This is a genomic window from Chitinilyticum aquatile DSM 21506, assembly GCF_000430805.1.
GTDB classification, from domain to species: domain Bacteria; phylum Pseudomonadota; class Gammaproteobacteria; order Burkholderiales; family Chitinibacteraceae; genus Chitinilyticum; species Chitinilyticum aquatile.
This window is the reverse complement of sequence record NZ_KE387260.1, coordinates 185,338-200,227: the sequence shown is the minus strand read 5'-3', so window position 1 is coordinate 200,227 and position 14,890 is coordinate 185,338. Positions and strand designations below refer to the sequence as shown.

The 14,890-nt window shown below is 61.7% G+C and carries 17 protein-coding genes and 1 riboswitch; of the genes, 11 read left to right on the top strand and 6 right to left on the bottom strand.

All coding sequences use genetic code 11. From position 1 onward, the window contains the following. Positions 1–267: 267 nt before the first annotated feature. From nrdD to ahcY, 5 genes are all read left to right on the top strand, one after another. Positions 268–453: an anaerobic ribonucleoside-triphosphate reductase gene (gene nrdD, locus H559_RS0116425; protein WP_028453567.1), complete on the top strand. Its 186-nt coding sequence runs from the start codon at positions 268–270 to the stop codon at positions 451–453. Positions 454–526: 73 nt separating this feature from the next. Continuing rightward, a complete protein-coding gene (locus H559_RS0116420; RefSeq protein ID WP_028453566.1) occupies positions 527–1,237 on the top strand; it encodes an anaerobic ribonucleoside-triphosphate reductase activating protein in 711 nt (236 codons plus the stop codon). A 106-nt stretch (positions 1,238–1,343) separates the two neighbouring features. Beyond that, positions 1,344–1,799: a hypothetical protein gene (locus tag H559_RS22950; RefSeq protein WP_028453565.1), complete on the top strand. Its 456-nt coding sequence runs from the start codon at positions 1,344–1,346 to the stop codon at positions 1,797–1,799. 7 nt (positions 1,800–1,806) lie between these two features. Further along, positions 1,807–2,379 (top strand): GNAT family N-acetyltransferase, encoded by a 573-nt coding sequence (locus tag H559_RS0116410; RefSeq protein ID WP_028453564.1) that lies wholly within the window; start codon positions 1,807–1,809, stop codon positions 2,377–2,379. Between the two features lie 47 nt (positions 2,380–2,426). After that, a riboswitch (S-adenosyl-L-homocysteine riboswitch) is annotated at positions 2,427–2,504 on the top strand. 68 nt (positions 2,505–2,572) lie between these two features. Continuing rightward, positions 2,573–3,973 (top strand): adenosylhomocysteinase, encoded by a 1,401-nt coding sequence (ahcY, locus tag H559_RS0116405; protein WP_028453563.1) that lies wholly within the window; start codon positions 2,573–2,575, stop codon positions 3,971–3,973. A 109-nt stretch (positions 3,974–4,082) separates the two neighbouring features. Here the strand turns inward: ahcY and H559_RS0116400 are convergent, their stop codons facing one another. From H559_RS0116400 to rsmD, 4 genes are all read right to left on the bottom strand, one after another. Then, positions 4,083–5,147 (bottom strand): tetratricopeptide repeat protein, encoded by a 1,065-nt coding sequence (locus tag H559_RS0116400; RefSeq protein WP_028453562.1) that lies wholly within the window; start codon positions 5,145–5,147, stop codon positions 4,083–4,085. Positions 5,148–5,208: 61 nt separating this feature from the next. After that, positions 5,209–5,460 carry a YfhL family 4Fe-4S dicluster ferredoxin gene (locus H559_RS0116395; RefSeq protein WP_028453561.1) on the bottom strand — a complete coding sequence of 84 codons (252 nt, stop codon included), beginning with the start codon at positions 5,458–5,460 and terminating at the stop codon, positions 5,209–5,211. An 87-nt stretch (positions 5,461–5,547) separates the two neighbouring features. Next, positions 5,548–5,991 carry an ion channel gene (locus H559_RS20895; protein ID WP_051279684.1) on the bottom strand — a complete coding sequence of 148 codons (444 nt, stop codon included), beginning with the start codon at positions 5,989–5,991 and terminating at the stop codon, positions 5,548–5,550. Positions 5,992–5,994: 3 nt separating this feature from the next. Beyond that, positions 5,995–6,558, bottom strand: a complete 564-nt coding sequence (gene rsmD / locus H559_RS0116385; RefSeq protein ID WP_028453560.1) for a 16S rRNA (guanine(966)-N(2))-methyltransferase RsmD — start codon at positions 6,556–6,558, stop codon at positions 5,995–5,997. A 66-nt stretch (positions 6,559–6,624) separates the two neighbouring features. Between rsmD and ftsY the strand changes: the two genes are divergently transcribed. The 6 genes from ftsY to H559_RS23360 all read left to right on the top strand — a co-directional run bounded on the left by ftsY (position 6,625) and on the right by H559_RS23360 (position 13,163). Further along, positions 6,625–7,731 carry a signal recognition particle-docking protein FtsY gene (gene ftsY / locus H559_RS0116380; protein ID WP_028453559.1) on the top strand — a complete coding sequence of 369 codons (1,107 nt, stop codon included), beginning with the start codon at positions 6,625–6,627 and terminating at the stop codon, positions 7,729–7,731. A 75-nt stretch (positions 7,732–7,806) separates the two neighbouring features. Next, complete coding sequence (locus H559_RS20890; RefSeq protein ID WP_051279682.1) at positions 7,807–8,349, top strand: GNAT family N-acetyltransferase; 543 nt, start codon at positions 7,807–7,809, stop codon at positions 8,347–8,349. Beyond that, positions 8,346–9,005, top strand: a complete 660-nt coding sequence (gene ftsE / locus H559_RS0116370; protein ID WP_028453558.1) for a cell division ATP-binding protein FtsE — start codon at positions 8,346–8,348, stop codon at positions 9,003–9,005. Before H559_RS20890 ends, ftsE begins: the two co-directional genes overlap by 4 nt. A 32-nt stretch (positions 9,006–9,037) precedes the next feature. Beyond that, positions 9,038–9,940: a permease-like cell division protein FtsX gene (gene ftsX / locus H559_RS0116365; RefSeq protein ID WP_028453557.1), complete on the top strand. Its 903-nt coding sequence runs from the start codon at positions 9,038–9,040 to the stop codon at positions 9,938–9,940. 10 nt (positions 9,941–9,950) lie between these two features. Then, on the top strand, positions 9,951–10,499 hold the full coding sequence (gene hemG, locus H559_RS20885) for a menaquinone-dependent protoporphyrinogen IX dehydrogenase (protein WP_051279678.1): 549 nt from the start codon (positions 9,951–9,953) through the stop codon (positions 10,497–10,499). A 222-nt stretch (positions 10,500–10,721) separates the two neighbouring features. Further along, entirely contained in the window at positions 10,722–13,163 is a 2,442-nt protein-coding gene (locus tag H559_RS23360; protein ID WP_051279676.1) for a methyl-accepting chemotaxis protein, read from the top strand. A 4-nt stretch (positions 13,164–13,167) separates the two neighbouring features. Here H559_RS23360 and H559_RS0116350 read toward each other — a convergent pair whose 3' ends face one another. Both H559_RS0116350 and H559_RS0116345 read right to left on the bottom strand, forming a co-directional pair. Further along, positions 13,168–13,674, bottom strand: coding sequence for a DinB family protein (locus H559_RS0116350; RefSeq protein ID WP_028453556.1), 507 nt, complete (start codon positions 13,672–13,674; stop codon positions 13,168–13,170). 29 nt (positions 13,675–13,703) lie between these two features. Continuing rightward, entirely contained in the window at positions 13,704–14,819 is a 1,116-nt protein-coding gene (locus H559_RS0116345) for a DUF4034 domain-containing protein (protein ID WP_034641831.1), read from the bottom strand. Between the last annotated feature and the right edge of the window lie 71 nt (positions 14,820–14,890).

Below are 14,890 nucleotides of genomic sequence, written 5' to 3'. Positions count from 1 at the left end.
CAGAGGCGCAAAGACGCAGAGAAAACAGGGTGGCGATTTGTATGCCACCTGGCACAGGCCCGAGCGAGGGGCCGTCAGCAGGGTGAAGTGCAGCGCAGGCTCCCAAAGGAAGTACCCTTGGGGTGAACCGGAATTTACCGAGGTAAATGAGGATTCCGAGCAGCACATGAGCCCTGATCACGGCGCCGCAGCCGGGCAAACCACTGATTTTGTTGAGCCCATTGGGGAGGGCGCAAGTCCTCCCCTTCTTTTTCAGGAGCCAGAACCATGACCGATCTGTCCGTACAAACCAATTTCAAAGTCGAGCTGAAAGACGAAGAACGTACCCGCTGCGAAGTGTGGACCCGCGTGATGGGCTACCACCGCCCCGTCACCAGCTTCAACGTCGGCAAGAAGGGCGAATTCGCCGAGCGCAAGTTCTTCGAGGAAAGCCGCAGCGGCTGCTGCCAGTAATTGCATTTGTTAATGGGTATTGCCATGTAGCCATTTATTTGAAAGGGCTGCGTGGTAATACCTGGAGTATGTCATGTCAAGCGCACCACCCAGACTCGGCGGCCTGATTCCGTTTTCCAGTTGCGACTGGCCGGGTCAGTTGGCGGCCGTGATTTTCATCGCCGGTTGTCCGTGGCGCTGCCGCTACTGCCATAACCCGCACCTGCAAAGCCGCGAAGAGCAGGGCGGGATACCGCCATGGCCGGATCTGCTGGCCTGGCTGGCGACCCGGCGCGGCCTGCTCGATGGTGTGGTGTTTTCCGGTGGCGAAGCGCTGATCGAGCCGCGCTTGCCGGAGATGATCGCGGCCGTGAAGGAGCTGGGCTTTGGCGTCGCGCTGCACACCGGCGGCGCCTATCCGGCCCGGCTGAAAGCCTGCCTGCCGATGCTGGACTGGGTGGGCTTCGACGTGAAGGCGCTGTTTGCCGACTACGCCCGCGTCACCACGGTGGCCGGCAGCGGTGCGGCGGCCCGGCAATCGCTGTCGCTGCTGCTGGATGCCGGTGTCGCTTTCGAATGCCGCACTACCATTCACGCCGGCCTGCTCTCTGATGCCGACCTGCTGGCGCTGTCCACCGAGCTGGCCGCGCTGGGTGTGCAGGATTACGCGCTGCAGCACTTCCGCCCGCACGGCTGCCATGATGCGGCGCTGTGCAGCCAGCCGCATTCCGCCAATTACCCGCTGCCAGCCACGCTGCAGCAGGTGGAAAGCCGCTTCCGGACGTTTGCGCTGCGGCAGGCCTGAGCCGCTGTCGGGTTTGCCCTGTCGGGCGAGTGTTTCGACATCGATCAAGACGGCTCATTGCGGTATCGGGTCTAATGCAGTGATCGTGTCATTACCGGAGTCCGTCATGCCGCTTGTTGCCCGTCTTGCTTCCCCGCCCGAATTCCGCAAACTGGCCGATCTGTACGCCGCAGCAGGCGAGACTCCGCCGACGATGGCCGATATGGTGCTGCTGGCCGAAGAAGATGGCGCAATCCGCGGCGCGCTGCGCGTGGTGATGGCGCGCGGGCTGATGCGGCTCGATGGCGTGATCGCGCCAAACGACGAAGTACTGGCGCTGCTGTTGCAGCAGGCCGGGCGCTGGATTGGTCGCGAAGCCTGCTGGGTGCTGGTCAGCAAGCAAAACATGCCGGTGTATGCGGCTGCGGGCTTTGAAGAGCAAGGGTTGGTGCCTGATACCCTGCAGCAAGAGGCGGCAGCGCGCGGACTGGTCGCACTGCTGCGCCCGGTGCCGGAAGAGGCTGAAAGTACCGAAGCCATCGCGCTGGATGCGAGTGCGGCAGCAGGTCAGACGCTGCATTGAGTGCGCGATGATTGCACCGCTCTTCGCTACCGAACGCCTGGTCTTGCGTCCGCTGCAGTCCGCTGATGCCGCAGGGCTGTATGCGCTGTTTGCTGATGACCGGGTGACCGAGCATTATGATCTGGCATCGCTGCGTTCACTTTCCGAAGCCATATCCCTGCTGCAGCACTTTCTGAATGGCAACGCCAATCCGGTCGCCAGCGGCTTTCGCTGGGCGATCACGCGCAAGGGGCAGCCAGAGCAGCTGCTTGGAACATGCGGGGTGCATAGTCCGAATGCCGCTTTTCACAGTATTGCCATCGGTTATGACTTGTTGCCCGATGTCTGGGGGCAGGGCCTTGCCCGTGAGGCCGTCAGTGGCATGCTGGACTACTGTTTTTCCAGTCATTTTCCATTCGAGCTGAACCGGGTGACGGCGACGACCGATCTGGTCAGTCCCCGTTCGATTGCCTTGCTGCAGCGCCTTGGTTTCAGCGAGGAAGGTATCTTGCGCCAGTTCGGTTACTGGAAAGAGGCGTTTCACGATGTGCGCCTGTTTGCCCTGTTGCGACAAGACTGGGAGTGCCAGCAGTCAGTCTAAGCAATTGTTGCCTTTAAAAAAACGATCTCTTTGCGCTAGAATGCCGTCCATCCGAGGAGCGCTGCAGCCTTAGGCATGTCATGCCGATGGTCAGGCTCGGAGACCATCAACGGCGCTCACCCTTTTCGTGTAAACCCTGCCGGGTTTCGATGACGGGTGGGCCGCATCGACCCGGCCACATTGGAGTTTGATCGTGGCCGAATTCAAAGATTATCACGTTGCCGACATCAGCCTTGCCGCCTGGGGCCGCAAGGAACTGAACATTGCCGAAACGGAAATGCCGGGCCTGATGGCCGTGCGCGAGCAGTTCGGCGCGCAGCAGCCCCTCAAAGGCGCACGCATTGCTGGCTCCCTGCACATGACCATCCAGACTGGCGTGCTGATCGAGGCGCTCAAAGCCTTGGGCGCTGACGTACGCTGGGTGTCGTGCAACATCTTCTCGACGCAGGATCATGCCGCTGCCGCCATCGCTGCGGCTGGTACGCCGGTGTTTGCCTACAAGGGCGAGTCGCTGGAGGAGTACTGGGAATTCACTCATCGCATCTTCGACTTTGGCAACGGCGAATACGCCAACATGATCCTGGATGACGGCGGCGACGCGACGCTGCTGCTGCATCTGGGCGCTCGTGCCGAAAAGGATCTGAGCCTTGTTGCCAATCCGACCAACGAAGAAGAAACCGTCCTCTACGCCGCCATCAAGGCGCAGATCGCCAAGGACCCGAGCTGGTACTCGACCCGTCTGGCTGCCATCATCGGCGTGACCGAGGAAACCACCACCGGTGTGCATCGCCTCTATCAAATGCACGAGCAGGGCAAGCTCGCCTTCCCGGCTATCAACGTCAACGATTCGGTGACCAAATCCAAGTTCGACAACCTGTACGGCTGCCGCGAATCGCTGGTTGACGGCATCAAGCGCGCCACCGACGTGATGATCGCCGGCAAGGTTGCCGTCGTGCTCGGCTACGGCGACGTGGGCAAGGGCTGCGCGCAATCGCTGCGCGGTCTGGGTGCGACCGTGTGGGTGACCGAAATCGATCCGATCTGCGCCCTGCAGGCGGCGATGGAAGGCTACCGCGTGGTACGCATGGACGACATCGCCGGCGAAGCTGACATTTTCGTCACCACCACCGGCAACGTCGGCGTGATCACGCATGACCACATGAAGGCGATGCACCACAATGCCATCGTGTGCAACATCGGCCACTTCGACAGCGAAATCGAAGTCGCGTCCTTGCGCCAGTACAACTGGGACAATATCAAGCCGCAGGTTGACCACATCGAATTCCCGGATGGCAAGCGCATCATCCTGCTGGCTGAAGGCCGTCTGGTAAACCTCGGTTGTGCAACCGGCCACCCGTCCTTCGTGATGTCCAACTCGTTTGCCAACCAGGTGCTGGCGCAGATCGAGCTGTTCACCAAGCGCGAGCAGTATCCGGTCGGTGTGTATGTGCTGCCGAAGCACCTGGACGAAATGGTGGCGCGCCTGCATCTGCAGAAGATTGGCGCCAAGCTGACCGTACTCACTCCGGAGCAGGCTGCCTACATCGGCGTACCGGTGGAAGGCCCGTACAAGCCGGCACACTACCGCTACTAAGCAGTTGGCAGGTCGCTACCTGCCCCGCAGAAATGAAAAATACCACGGCTTGCCGTGGTATTTTTCATGGGTATGACTCTGAAGCCATTATGAGATAAAGGCTTTGTGCTTATACCCTGATCTTGCTTTTGCTGTAGCGCAGCAGCAGGCCAGCCTGGCGTGCCAGCATTTCCGTGTAGTAGGTACGGCTGACCGGATTGTTGCGGTTTTCGTCCTGCATGGTCTTGCGCATGGCGAAATGCTGCTGCCAGTGCCGGAATTCGCGGCGGACATCGCCTTTCTTGTGCAGTGCTTCGGCGAGCATGCGGTGCGCCTCGACCACCAGATGGCGTGAACGCATGTCGAGGGCGAGGTCGAGCGCCTGCTGCAGATAGTATTCGGCGACGAACAGGTCGCCGTGGGCCAGCGCCGTTTCGCCCAGCCCCATCAGGTTGACGGCCCGCCCCCAGGGATTGTTGATGCCGGTGCTCAGCGTCAGGCTGCGGCGGAAGTGCGCGCTGGCTTCCATGGCCCGCCCTTCACGCTGGGCGATGATGCCCTGGTAGTAGTACAGCTCGGGCTCGAATTCGCAGTCGGTCAGTTTCAGCAGCTGCGCCTGCACTTCGCTCAGCCAGGCGCTGCCCAGTGCGAGCCGTTGCTGGCGGATCGCATTGGCCGCCAGATTCAGGTACAGGCACACCAGTGTATTGCCGTTGGTGAGGCGCGGAGCCTGTTCCAGTGCCAGATCAAGATTGCGCCCGGCCTGTGGTTCATCGCCGTAGGCGAAAGCGATCTTGGCTAGGCCGATGTGGGCGACTGCAATCGCCTGTGGCCAGTCGTCCCGCAGGCCGCGCTCGAGTGCGAGCAGATAGCGCACGCAGGATTGCGCGTACATGCCTTCGCTGAAGGCCGCATCGCCGGCGATGAACAGCGCTTCCAGCCAGATATCGGGTAGCTGCCGCTCTTCAGCCAGTGCCATCAGTGCTTCGGCGGCGGGAATGCTGTGTTCGCTGGTGGCGTGTGCGCGCTGGATGCGGGCCAGGATCAGTCTGGCTTCGATTTCGCTCGCCGGATCGGCAAGGCGCTGCGCGAGCAGCAGGCCGCGCTCGGCCAGCTGGCGGGCTTCCTGCTGGTTGCTGAGCACCTGCGCGGAGGCAATGTCGAGCGTCTGCCGCAATTCATGGAAAAGGTTCATTGCCAGGGCCTGAGCATGAAAAAGGCCGGCATGCGCCGGCCGGGAATCTGCTGATCGGCGATCAGGCCTGACCGGAGATGATCAGGTATTTGGCCATCAGCTCGTCCTTGTTTTCTTCGTGCGCCGGGTCGTGCGGGATACAGTCCACCGGACAGACTTGCTGGCATTGCGGTTCGTCGTAGTGGCCGACGCATTCCGTACAGAGGTTGGGGTCGATCACATAGATCTCTTCGCCTTGCGAAATGGCGTTATTCGGGCACTCCGGCTCGCAAACATCACAATTGATGCATTCGTCGGTAATCATCAGTGCCATGGATATATGTCCTCTGTATTCTTGATAAAAGATAATAAAAACAAGCGATTAGCCATTTGCTCGTATTGTCCCATGTTCTGCCTCTGCTTACAACTGCTGGTCTTGCTGCGGCTTGATCATGGTCATGCGGGAAAAGACGGCGAACAGGATCGATGCAAACAGGCCCAGCATCAGGCTGCCGTTGATGGCTTCGAGCGGCCCGAGCAGACGCAGTTCGCCCTTGAGCACCATGTCGCCGTAGCCGAGCGTGGCAAAATTGACAACCGAATAGTAGAACGCGCTCTCGAAGGTGGCGAAGTCCTCATAGAGCCAGAACACCACCGCCCAGACGCCGGCCTGCAGCAATGATGCGGCCAGCAGGGCCAGCATCACGGCATACAGCACGCCGACAAAGTAAGCGAAAGAGGGGCTTCCGTCTGCGCCGGTGTCTGCATGCCGGCGCATGAGGGAAGCAAACCAGGCCATGCCGAAGCTCAGCAGGCCGATATTGATTGCAAACACGATGGCGGCAAGCAGGATGGCTCTGAACATGACTTATTTTCCGGAATCGGTACCGGTGCGGCGCAGCAGCGCGTGCTGCACCTGGCCGGCACGGCCTTCGCGCAGTGTTTCCCAGCCTGCCAGATCGGGCCATTGCGGGCATTCGGCATACACCAGCCCGCCGTCTTTCAAGAGCGGCACAATGGCAGGCAGCAACTCGGGCAGCAGATTGGCCGCATAGGGCGGGTCGAGAAAGATCAGGTCGAACTGCTCGCGGCAGCTGGCAACGTAGCGCTGCGCGTCACCGGCGATGATCTCGACATTGTTGGCTTGCAGCAGTGTCTTGTGTTCGCGCAACGCGGCGACGGCCTCGCGCGCCATTTCCACCATCACCACGCGAGCGGCGCCGCGCGAGGCGGCTTCCAGCCCCAGCGCGCCGGAGCCGGCAAAGAGGTCAAGGCAGTGGACGCCGCTGCAGTCTTGCCCCAGCCAGTTGAATAGCGTTTCGCGCACGCGGTCGGGCGTCGGGCGCAGGCCGCTCTGGCTGGGAAATTTCAGCATCCGCCGCTTCCACTGTCCGCCAATGATCCGTACCTGATTTTTAAGCTGTGCTGACATGCCTGCCTCGCGGTAAAATCGCGCCAAATCAGACATTTTCCTATCCAAGGACGTCCCGAACAAGCCATGTTCAGTTTTTTCCGCAAAAAAACGGCCGATACGCCGCAAGAACACCAGCCCGCGACGGCTCCCGAAACTCCTGCTGATGCAGCGCCTGTGGCTGCGGCCGAGCCGGCAGCCCCTGTCGCTGACGTCCCCACTGTGCCGGCGGCCGCAAGCGTGGCCGACACCTTTGTTCCTGCGCCGCAGCCGCAGGAAAAGCCGAAGTTGTCCTGGGCCGAGCGCCTGAAGGCCGGCCTTGCCAAGACGCGCGACAAGCTGGGCAAGAGCCTGGCGAGCGTCTTTGGCGGTGGCAAGATCGACGAAGACCTCTACGAAGAGCTGGAAAGCGTCCTGCTGACCGCCGACATGGGCGTCGAGGCCACTACCTTCCTGCTCGATGACGTGCGCGAGCGCGTGTCGCTCAAGGGCCTGAAGGACGCGCAGGAGCTGAAGGGTACGCTGAAAGACGCATTGGATGACCTCATCGCGCCGCTGGAAATACCCCTTGATGTATCAGGTCACAAGCCTTTCATTCTGATGGTTGCCGGCGTAAACGGTGCCGGAAAGACCACAAGCATCGGCAAGCTGGCCAAGTATTTCCAGGGCCAGGGCAAGAGCGTGCTGCTGGCGGCGGGCGATACCTTCCGTGCCGCTGCGCGCGAGCAACTGGTGGTGTGGGGCGAGCGCAACGGCGTGCAGGTGATTGCGCAGGAGTCCGGCGACTCGGCTGCTGTCGCCTTCGATGCCGTGAACGCGGCCAAGGCGCGCGGTATCGACGTGATCATCGTCGACACCGCCGGGCGGCTGCCGACGCAGCTGCACCTGATGGACGAAATCAAGAAGGTCAAGCGCGTGGTGCAGAAGGCCGAGCCGACCGGGCCGCATGAAATCCTGCTGGTGCTCGATGCCAACACGGGGCAAAACGCCGTGAGCCAGGTGAAATCCTTCGATGACGCACTGGAGCTGACCGGCCTTGTGCTCACCAAGCTCGACGGCACGGCGAAGGGCGGTGTAATTGCTGCCATTGCCAAACAGCGCCCGGTGCCGTTACGGTTCATCGGTGTGGGCGAAGGCATCGACGATCTGCGCCCCTTTGTCGCGCGTGACTACATCGACGCGCTGTTTGATTGATGATTGATTGACCGTGCGCGGCAGAATCGCCGCGCGGCGTGAAGACCAGACTATTCAGGTACGGAGGATTTGCAGTTGTCCCAGCCCACCTTGCTTGCCTCCCGCCTGATCCTGCGCCCACTGCTTGAAGCCGACGCCGCGCCACTGTCCCTGCTAGCCAACGTGCCGGAAATCGCAGCACGAACCCGCCACAGCCTGATCACGCCGGACGATGTGCTGGCGCTGATCAGTGAATTGCGTCAGCCCTATTGCCCCGAGCGCGTGTTTGCCGTTTGCCGCAAGAGTGACCGCCAGTTGATCGGCTGTACCGGGCTGGTGCTGGGCGAAATGGAAGCCGATGCCGGCTACTGGATTGCCAAAGACCAGTGGGGGCAGGGCTATGCGACGGAAGCCCTGAAGGCGACCGTCGATTTTGCCTTCCAGCGCTACGAGCTGTGGCAGCTTACCGCGCACCACCTGCTCGACAACCCGGCCAGCGGCCGTGTGCTCGGCAAGGCGGGCTTCGAGCTCACCGGTTTTCGCAATGTCGAGCACGGCGGCCGGCAGGTCGACGCGCTGTTTTACCAATTACTGCGGGCGAAATGGATCGCACGCCCCGACAAGGAAGGCTTTCTGTGAGCACCATCCAGTTCCAGCAGGTCACCAAGGACTATGCCGGCGGCTTTACCGCCGTGAAGAACCTCAGTTTTGAAATCGCCAGCGGCGAGCTGGTATTTCTGGCCGGCCACTCCGGTGCCGGCAAGTCGACGCTGCTCAAGCTGATCGCCGGCATCGAGCAGCCCACGAGCGGCACGGTGCTGGTGAACAAGCAGAATCTGGCGCGGCTGAGCCGCTCGTCGCTGCCCTATGTGCGCCGGCATATCGGCCTGATTTTCCAGGACCACAAGATCCTGTTCGACCGCAGCGTGTATGACAACGTCGCGCTGCCGCTCGACATCATCGGCTTTGACGGCCGCGAGGCGAAGCGCCGCGTGCAGGCCGCGCTGGACAAGGTGGGGCTGGCCGGAAAGGAAAAGCTCAATCCGGTGGCGCTGTCGGGCGGCGAGCAGCAGCGCCTGTGCATCGCCCGCGCCGTCGTGCATCGCCCGGCAATCCTGCTGGCCGACGAGCCGACCGCCAATCTGGATCGCGATTACGCCAACGACATTCTGGAACTCTTCAAATCCTTTCATCAGGTCGGCGTGACCATCGTGATTTCCGCGCACGACGAAAGCCTGATGGCCGATTATGGCCGCCGCATCCTGCGGCTGAAGCACGGGCAATTTACCGCCTGATATACGCCAAACCCTATCGAGTTGCAGCCCTTATGAAACATTGGTTCCGTTTGCATACCCTGGCTTTGCGTCACACCCTGCTTGGCTTGCTGCGTCATCCGCTGTCCAGCCTGCTCAATCTGCTGGTGATTGCGATTGCTGCTGCGCTGCCGCTCTTGCTGTGGCTGGTGCTGGCCAGCCTTGCCAGCGTGAGCAACCGCCTGCCGGTCGAGCCGCAAATTTCGGTGTTCCTGAAAAATGGCCACGATGTGGCAGCCACCAAGGCGCTGGAGCAGGAGCTGGCCGCGCGCAAGGGAATGGCGAAGGTGCGCTTCGTGCCGCGCGACGAAGCTTTGCGCCAGCTCGAAGGCGCCACCGGCACGACCGACCTGCTGGCCGGCTTGGGCGAAAACCCGCTGCCCGATGCCTTCGTGCTGACGCTGCACGGCACTGACGCGGCACCGGTCGAGGCGCTGCACGCCGAGCTGGCCAGACACCCGCTGGTCGAGGAAGTGCAGGTCGATTCGGCCTGGGCACAGCGGCTGGAGCGCCTGGTGGCGCTCGGACGCAGCGTGTTCGAGGTGCTGGCCGGCCTGCTGGCGCTGGCGCTGGCGCTGATTACCGGCAACGCCATCCGCATGCAGATCCTCACCCGGCGCGAGGAAATCGAGGTTGCCCGCCTGATCGGCGCGACCGATGCCTTCATCCGCCGCCCCTTTATCCACTTTGCAGCTGTCCAGGGCGTACTGGGTGGCCTGCTGGCCTGTGGCGTGGTTGCCTTGTTGCTGGCCCGTCTTAACCCGGCGGTGAGCGAACTGGCGCAGGCCTACGGCCAGCAGTTCGCGCTGCAGCTGCCGGACTGGCGCGTGCTGCTGGCGGTCTGCGGCGCCACGACGTTGCTGACCTGGTCGGGCGCCTGGGTGGCTGTCTGGCGCCACCTGCGGCAATGGCGCTAGGTCAAACCGGATGAGCAGGGTACTGGTGCTGCTGGCCACACGCCACGGCCACACCCGGCGCATCGCCGATTTCATCCTTGCACAGTCGCCCGTCCCGCCCGAGTGCGAATGGCATGATCTACTGGCCGGCGTGCCGCAGCCGTCGTTGCCACTGGTTGCCTACGAACGCATCCTGATTGTCGCCAGCGTGCGCTACGGCCATTTCCCGCCCGCGCTGACTGCCTTCGTGCGCCAGTATCGCGCGCAGCTGGCCACACTCGATGTAGCACTGGTCGGTGTGAATCTCGTCGCGCGCAAGCCGGGCAAGGACACGCCCAGCGGCAATCCCTACCTGCGCAAGCTGCTGGTCACGCTGGATTGGCAGCCCGCCCGCTGCATCGCCGTGGCCGGAGCGCTGGCCATGCCGGCCTATCCGCGCTGGCAGCAGCTCATCCTGCAACTCATCATGCGCCTGACCGGTTCACCCGTGACGCGTGCAACCGTGCGTGACTACACCGACTGGGAGGCGCTCGCGCAGTGGTCGGCCGGCTACTGGCAAGCAGCCATGCCGGCGCGCTGATTCCTGTTTTCTGTGGGTATGTGGCCCTGGTCATTGTCTGTATTGGGCTGTGCAGATATCCGTGCATTGGTATATTGATCTGCCCGCAGTCACTCAATGCCGCCGACATGGCGGAAATGACAAGTGGTGTTGATATTGCCCCCTGCTGTGCTAATCATGGTAATGCTGCCTATTTCAGACAGCTTTGTGTAACTGTGATGTTAAAATTGCGAGGGGTTCAGCATGCTGCTCACCATCCGGATGCGTCTTGTGGCAACCATTGCCTTGATGGCTGTTCTGTTACTGGGCATCGGCTTCATGGGTGTTAACAGCCTGGCGGGCAGCAATGCCTCCCTCAAGACCGTTTATGAAGACCGTGTGGTGCCACTGCAGCAGCTCAAGCTGATTTCGGATGCCTACGCCGTTGCCGTCATCGATGCGGTCAACAAGGCCAATGCCGGCCTGCAGGATTCCGGTACGACGCTGCGGCAGGTGAACGAAGCCAGTGCCGCGATCGAGCGCGAATGGCGCGCTTACATGTCAACCACGCTGACCCCCGAGGAAGCCAGGCTGGCCAGCGAGGCCGAACGCCTCTATACGGCGGCCAATGCCGGTGTGGCCGGCCTGCGGCAGTTTCTTGAGGCGCATCCCGGCAATGTGGCTGGTCAGCTGGGCGAATTCGATGGCCCCCTGTACGCCGTGATCGATCCCATTGGCGGCAAGATCGGCGAGCTGATGAATCTGCAGCTGGCTGTGGCCAAGGCCGAATACCTGGCCTCGCAGCAGGCTTTCGAGCAGGTGCGCCAGCTGTCGCTGCTGCTGATCGGTGCCGGCCTGCTGCTGGCCATCGGCTCGGGCTGGCTGCTGATCCGCGCGATTTCCGTTCCGCTGGGTGATGCGGTAGCAGTGGCCCGCAATATTGCCGGCGGACGGCTGGACAATATCATCACCGTACGCCGGCGTGACGAAACCGGTCTGCTGCTGGAGGCCATGCAGCAGATGCAGCAGTCGATCAACGGCTTTGTCGCTGCCCAGCAGGACATGGCCGCCGCACATGCCGTCGGACAGGTCAGCTCGCGCATGGATGCCGCACACTATCCGGGTACGTTTGGCGTGATGGCCGGGCAGGTGAACGCGCTGGTGGAAGATCACCTGCAGACCACGCAGACCGCCATCGGAGTGATTGCCCGCTACGCGCAGGGCGATTTCAGCGCCGACATGCCGCAGCTGCCGGGCGAGAAGGCGCAGATTACCGCCAGCATTGCCGAAGTCAAACGCGCACTGCTGGCCATCAGCAGCGACATCCAGCGTCTGGCCGAAGCCGGTGCCAGCGGCAATTTCGCCGAACGCTGCGATGCGGAGCACTACCAGTACATGTTCCGCAGCATGCTGGACAATCTGAACCGCCTGATTGACACCTGCGATGTCGGTTTCAACGATGTACTGCGCGTATCCGAAGCGCTGGCACGCGGCGATCTCGGCCAGACCATCACCGCCAGCTATCCCGGACTGTTCGGCTGCACCGCGGACGGCGTGAACGCCACCGTTGCTGCACTGACGGCCATCATCGCCGATGTCGAGCGGGTAGTCAGCGCAGCGGCACGGCAGGGCGATTTCGGTCAGCGCCTGACTGTCGAAGGCCGGCAGGGCTTCACCTTGCGGCTCGCCAGCCAACTCAATGAACTCTCCAGCATGACCGATACCGGCCTGCGCGACGTGATGCGTGTCGTGCAGGCGCTGGCCGATGGTGACCTCACGCAGCGCATCGAGCGTAATTATCCCGGCCTCTTCGGCGAAACCGGCGAAGCGGTGAACAGCACGGTCGAGAATCTGCGCGGGCTGGTGGGTGGCATCCAGGAGGCCGTGGCAGTGATCCGCCAGGCCTCCGGCGAAATTGCGCAGGGCAATGCCGACCTGTCGCAGCGCACTGAAGCCCAGGCTGCCAATCTCGAAGAAACCGCCGCCAGCAGCGAGGAGCTCACCGGCACGGTGAAGCAGAATGCCGAGAACGCGCGCCTGGCGAGTCGCGAGGCGCAGGAATCGGCCCGCATCGCCGGCGAAGGGGCGGCGGAAGTGGGCGAGGTGGTGCAGACCATGCAGGCCATCGAGCAGGCATCAAAACGCATGTCCGACATCATTGCCGTGATCGACGGCATCGCCTTCCAGACCAATATCCTGGCGCTCAATGCGGCCGTCGAGGCGGCGCGTGCCGGCGAGCAGGGACGCGGCTTTGCCGTGGTCGCCGCCGAGGTGCGCAGCCTCGCACAACGCTCGGCCGTGGCCGCCAAGGAAATCAAGGACCTGATCAGCGCATCGGGCAATGAAGTGGCCCGGGGCAGCGAGCGCGTGCGCCTGGCCGGTACCACCATGCAGCGCGTCGAGGCCAGTATCGACAAGGTCAAGTTGCTGATTGGTGAAATTGCCGCCGCATCGAACGAGCAGAGCGCGGGTATCGGCCAGGTCAATCAGGCGGTCACGCAGATGGACGAAGCCACGCAGCAGAATGCCGCGCTGGTGGAAGAAGCCGCCGCCGCCGCGGAATCGCTGCGCCAGCAGGCTGAATCACTGGCCGAATCGGTGAGTGTGTTCAAGCTCGCCGGTACGGGCTCGCAAGCCGCGGCCAGTCTGCTCCGCCGCGCGGCCTTGCCCGTGCCGGCAGTCAGCCTTCAGGTGCGGCCAGCCTGAGCAATCAGTCTGGCATGAGCAGCGGCAGCATCGGCAGATCGGTGATGCCGATGTCGATGCCGGCCTGCATCAGTAGCGTGCCCACCTGGGCGCGGTGGTGCGTCTGGTGATTGAAGAAGTGCTGCACCTGTACCCAGCGCGGGATGGTCTGGGTGAATTTGTAGAGCACGCTGCTCCAGGTCACCGGCTCATTCAGCCACTCGCTGCTCAGGCCATCGGCCCAGGCGACGATGCGTGCGTCCAGCTCCAGCCGCGCCGCGTGCAGTGCGGCGAAATCGGCGTGAATGTCCTCGCCCAGCGGCGGCAGTTCGGGTTTGATTCCGGTAAAGCGCTCCATCCAGTTCAGGTCGGCCCAGAGGATGTGATTGAGCGTGTGATGGATGGACTGGAAAAACGCGCCGCGATCGGCCTTGCGCTCGTCGTCACCGAGCTGCAGACAGGCGTCGAACAGCTTCGCGTTCTGCCACTGGTTGTAGGCCGCCATCAGCTGCGGCATTGTGCCGTTGAACATGCAAATTCCTCATGCGGAGATTTTTTCGCTTACAGGTCCAGATCCTTGTTCTGGCTGCGCTTCTTGATGGATTCGATTGCGCTTTTTGCATCCTGCTGGGCCTGTTCATCCAGTCGCTTCCGCTCGGCAGGATCCATGGCCTGCTGTTCGATATTGGCCTTGCAAATGTTGTAGGCGCCTTCGGCACCACTGCGGTCACTCCAGGCACTCAGATCCAACTGATTGCCCAGTCTGTTCAGTAACTGCTCGGCCACAGCGTAATCTTCCGCCTGGCAGGCGAAATAGGCGTAGGCCGACATATTCCAAGCACTCGAATAGCGTTTCAGCAGATCGTCGAAAGCCGGCTTCATCAATGGCCATCTAGCCTTGCTCAGCTTGAACAGCTCTCCTTTGGTCTGAGCTTGGTCGAGATACCAGTAAGCACGGGCATAAAGGCTGATGCCGTCCTTGTTGGCGGGGTTCTTGACCGCTCCTTCTATGAATCGGTCGATTTCCTCATAACTGCCTCCCCATTTCGGGGTCAAGCCGTAAATGGCGCCAAAGTAAATCGGATAGTAGCCAGGGTGCCGTTTTATGCCTTCCAGTGCAATCGCCTTGCGTTCAGCTACACCGCCATCATTGGCCAGTAATGCAATTTCCAGCATCCTGCTGTACCACCACGGTGTGCGTTTTCCCGTTTCGCCAAGTTGCTCCAGTTCCTTGCGGGCCTTGCCTGCCATCTGATGCACTGCTGGCCACTTTGCTTCGGCGACGGTGTTTGCCATTCCGCTGCCGCGGATATCCCATGCCTGAATGTTATACATCTCGGCTGCATAGATTGCTGCTGCCGTTGACTTGGGAAAAGCCATGCGCCATTCGGTCAGGAATTCTTCCTTTTGTGCCCAGTAGGTGCTGCCCTGGCGATTGTAAAACTGATTCCCCATGTCTCCTTCTACAACCGATAGCTTCCAGATTCCGCTAGGTGTGCGGATATTTGGCAGCAGGAAAGGGCTGTAAAACTTCTCAACGGCAGCAAAGTCACGCTTGCTCATCAAGAAGCGGAATTCATTGACAATCAGTGCGCGTGCATCGGTTTCGCTGGTGGCAAATGCCGTAGAAATAGGTGCAAGCAATACGGTACTGAGAAAAAGAAGCACAAGTCGCATGATGTGGTCCCGAGAGGGAGAAACAGATGAATTACTGTAGCAGGACTTTCCTTAGGCTTTCAATCATTATG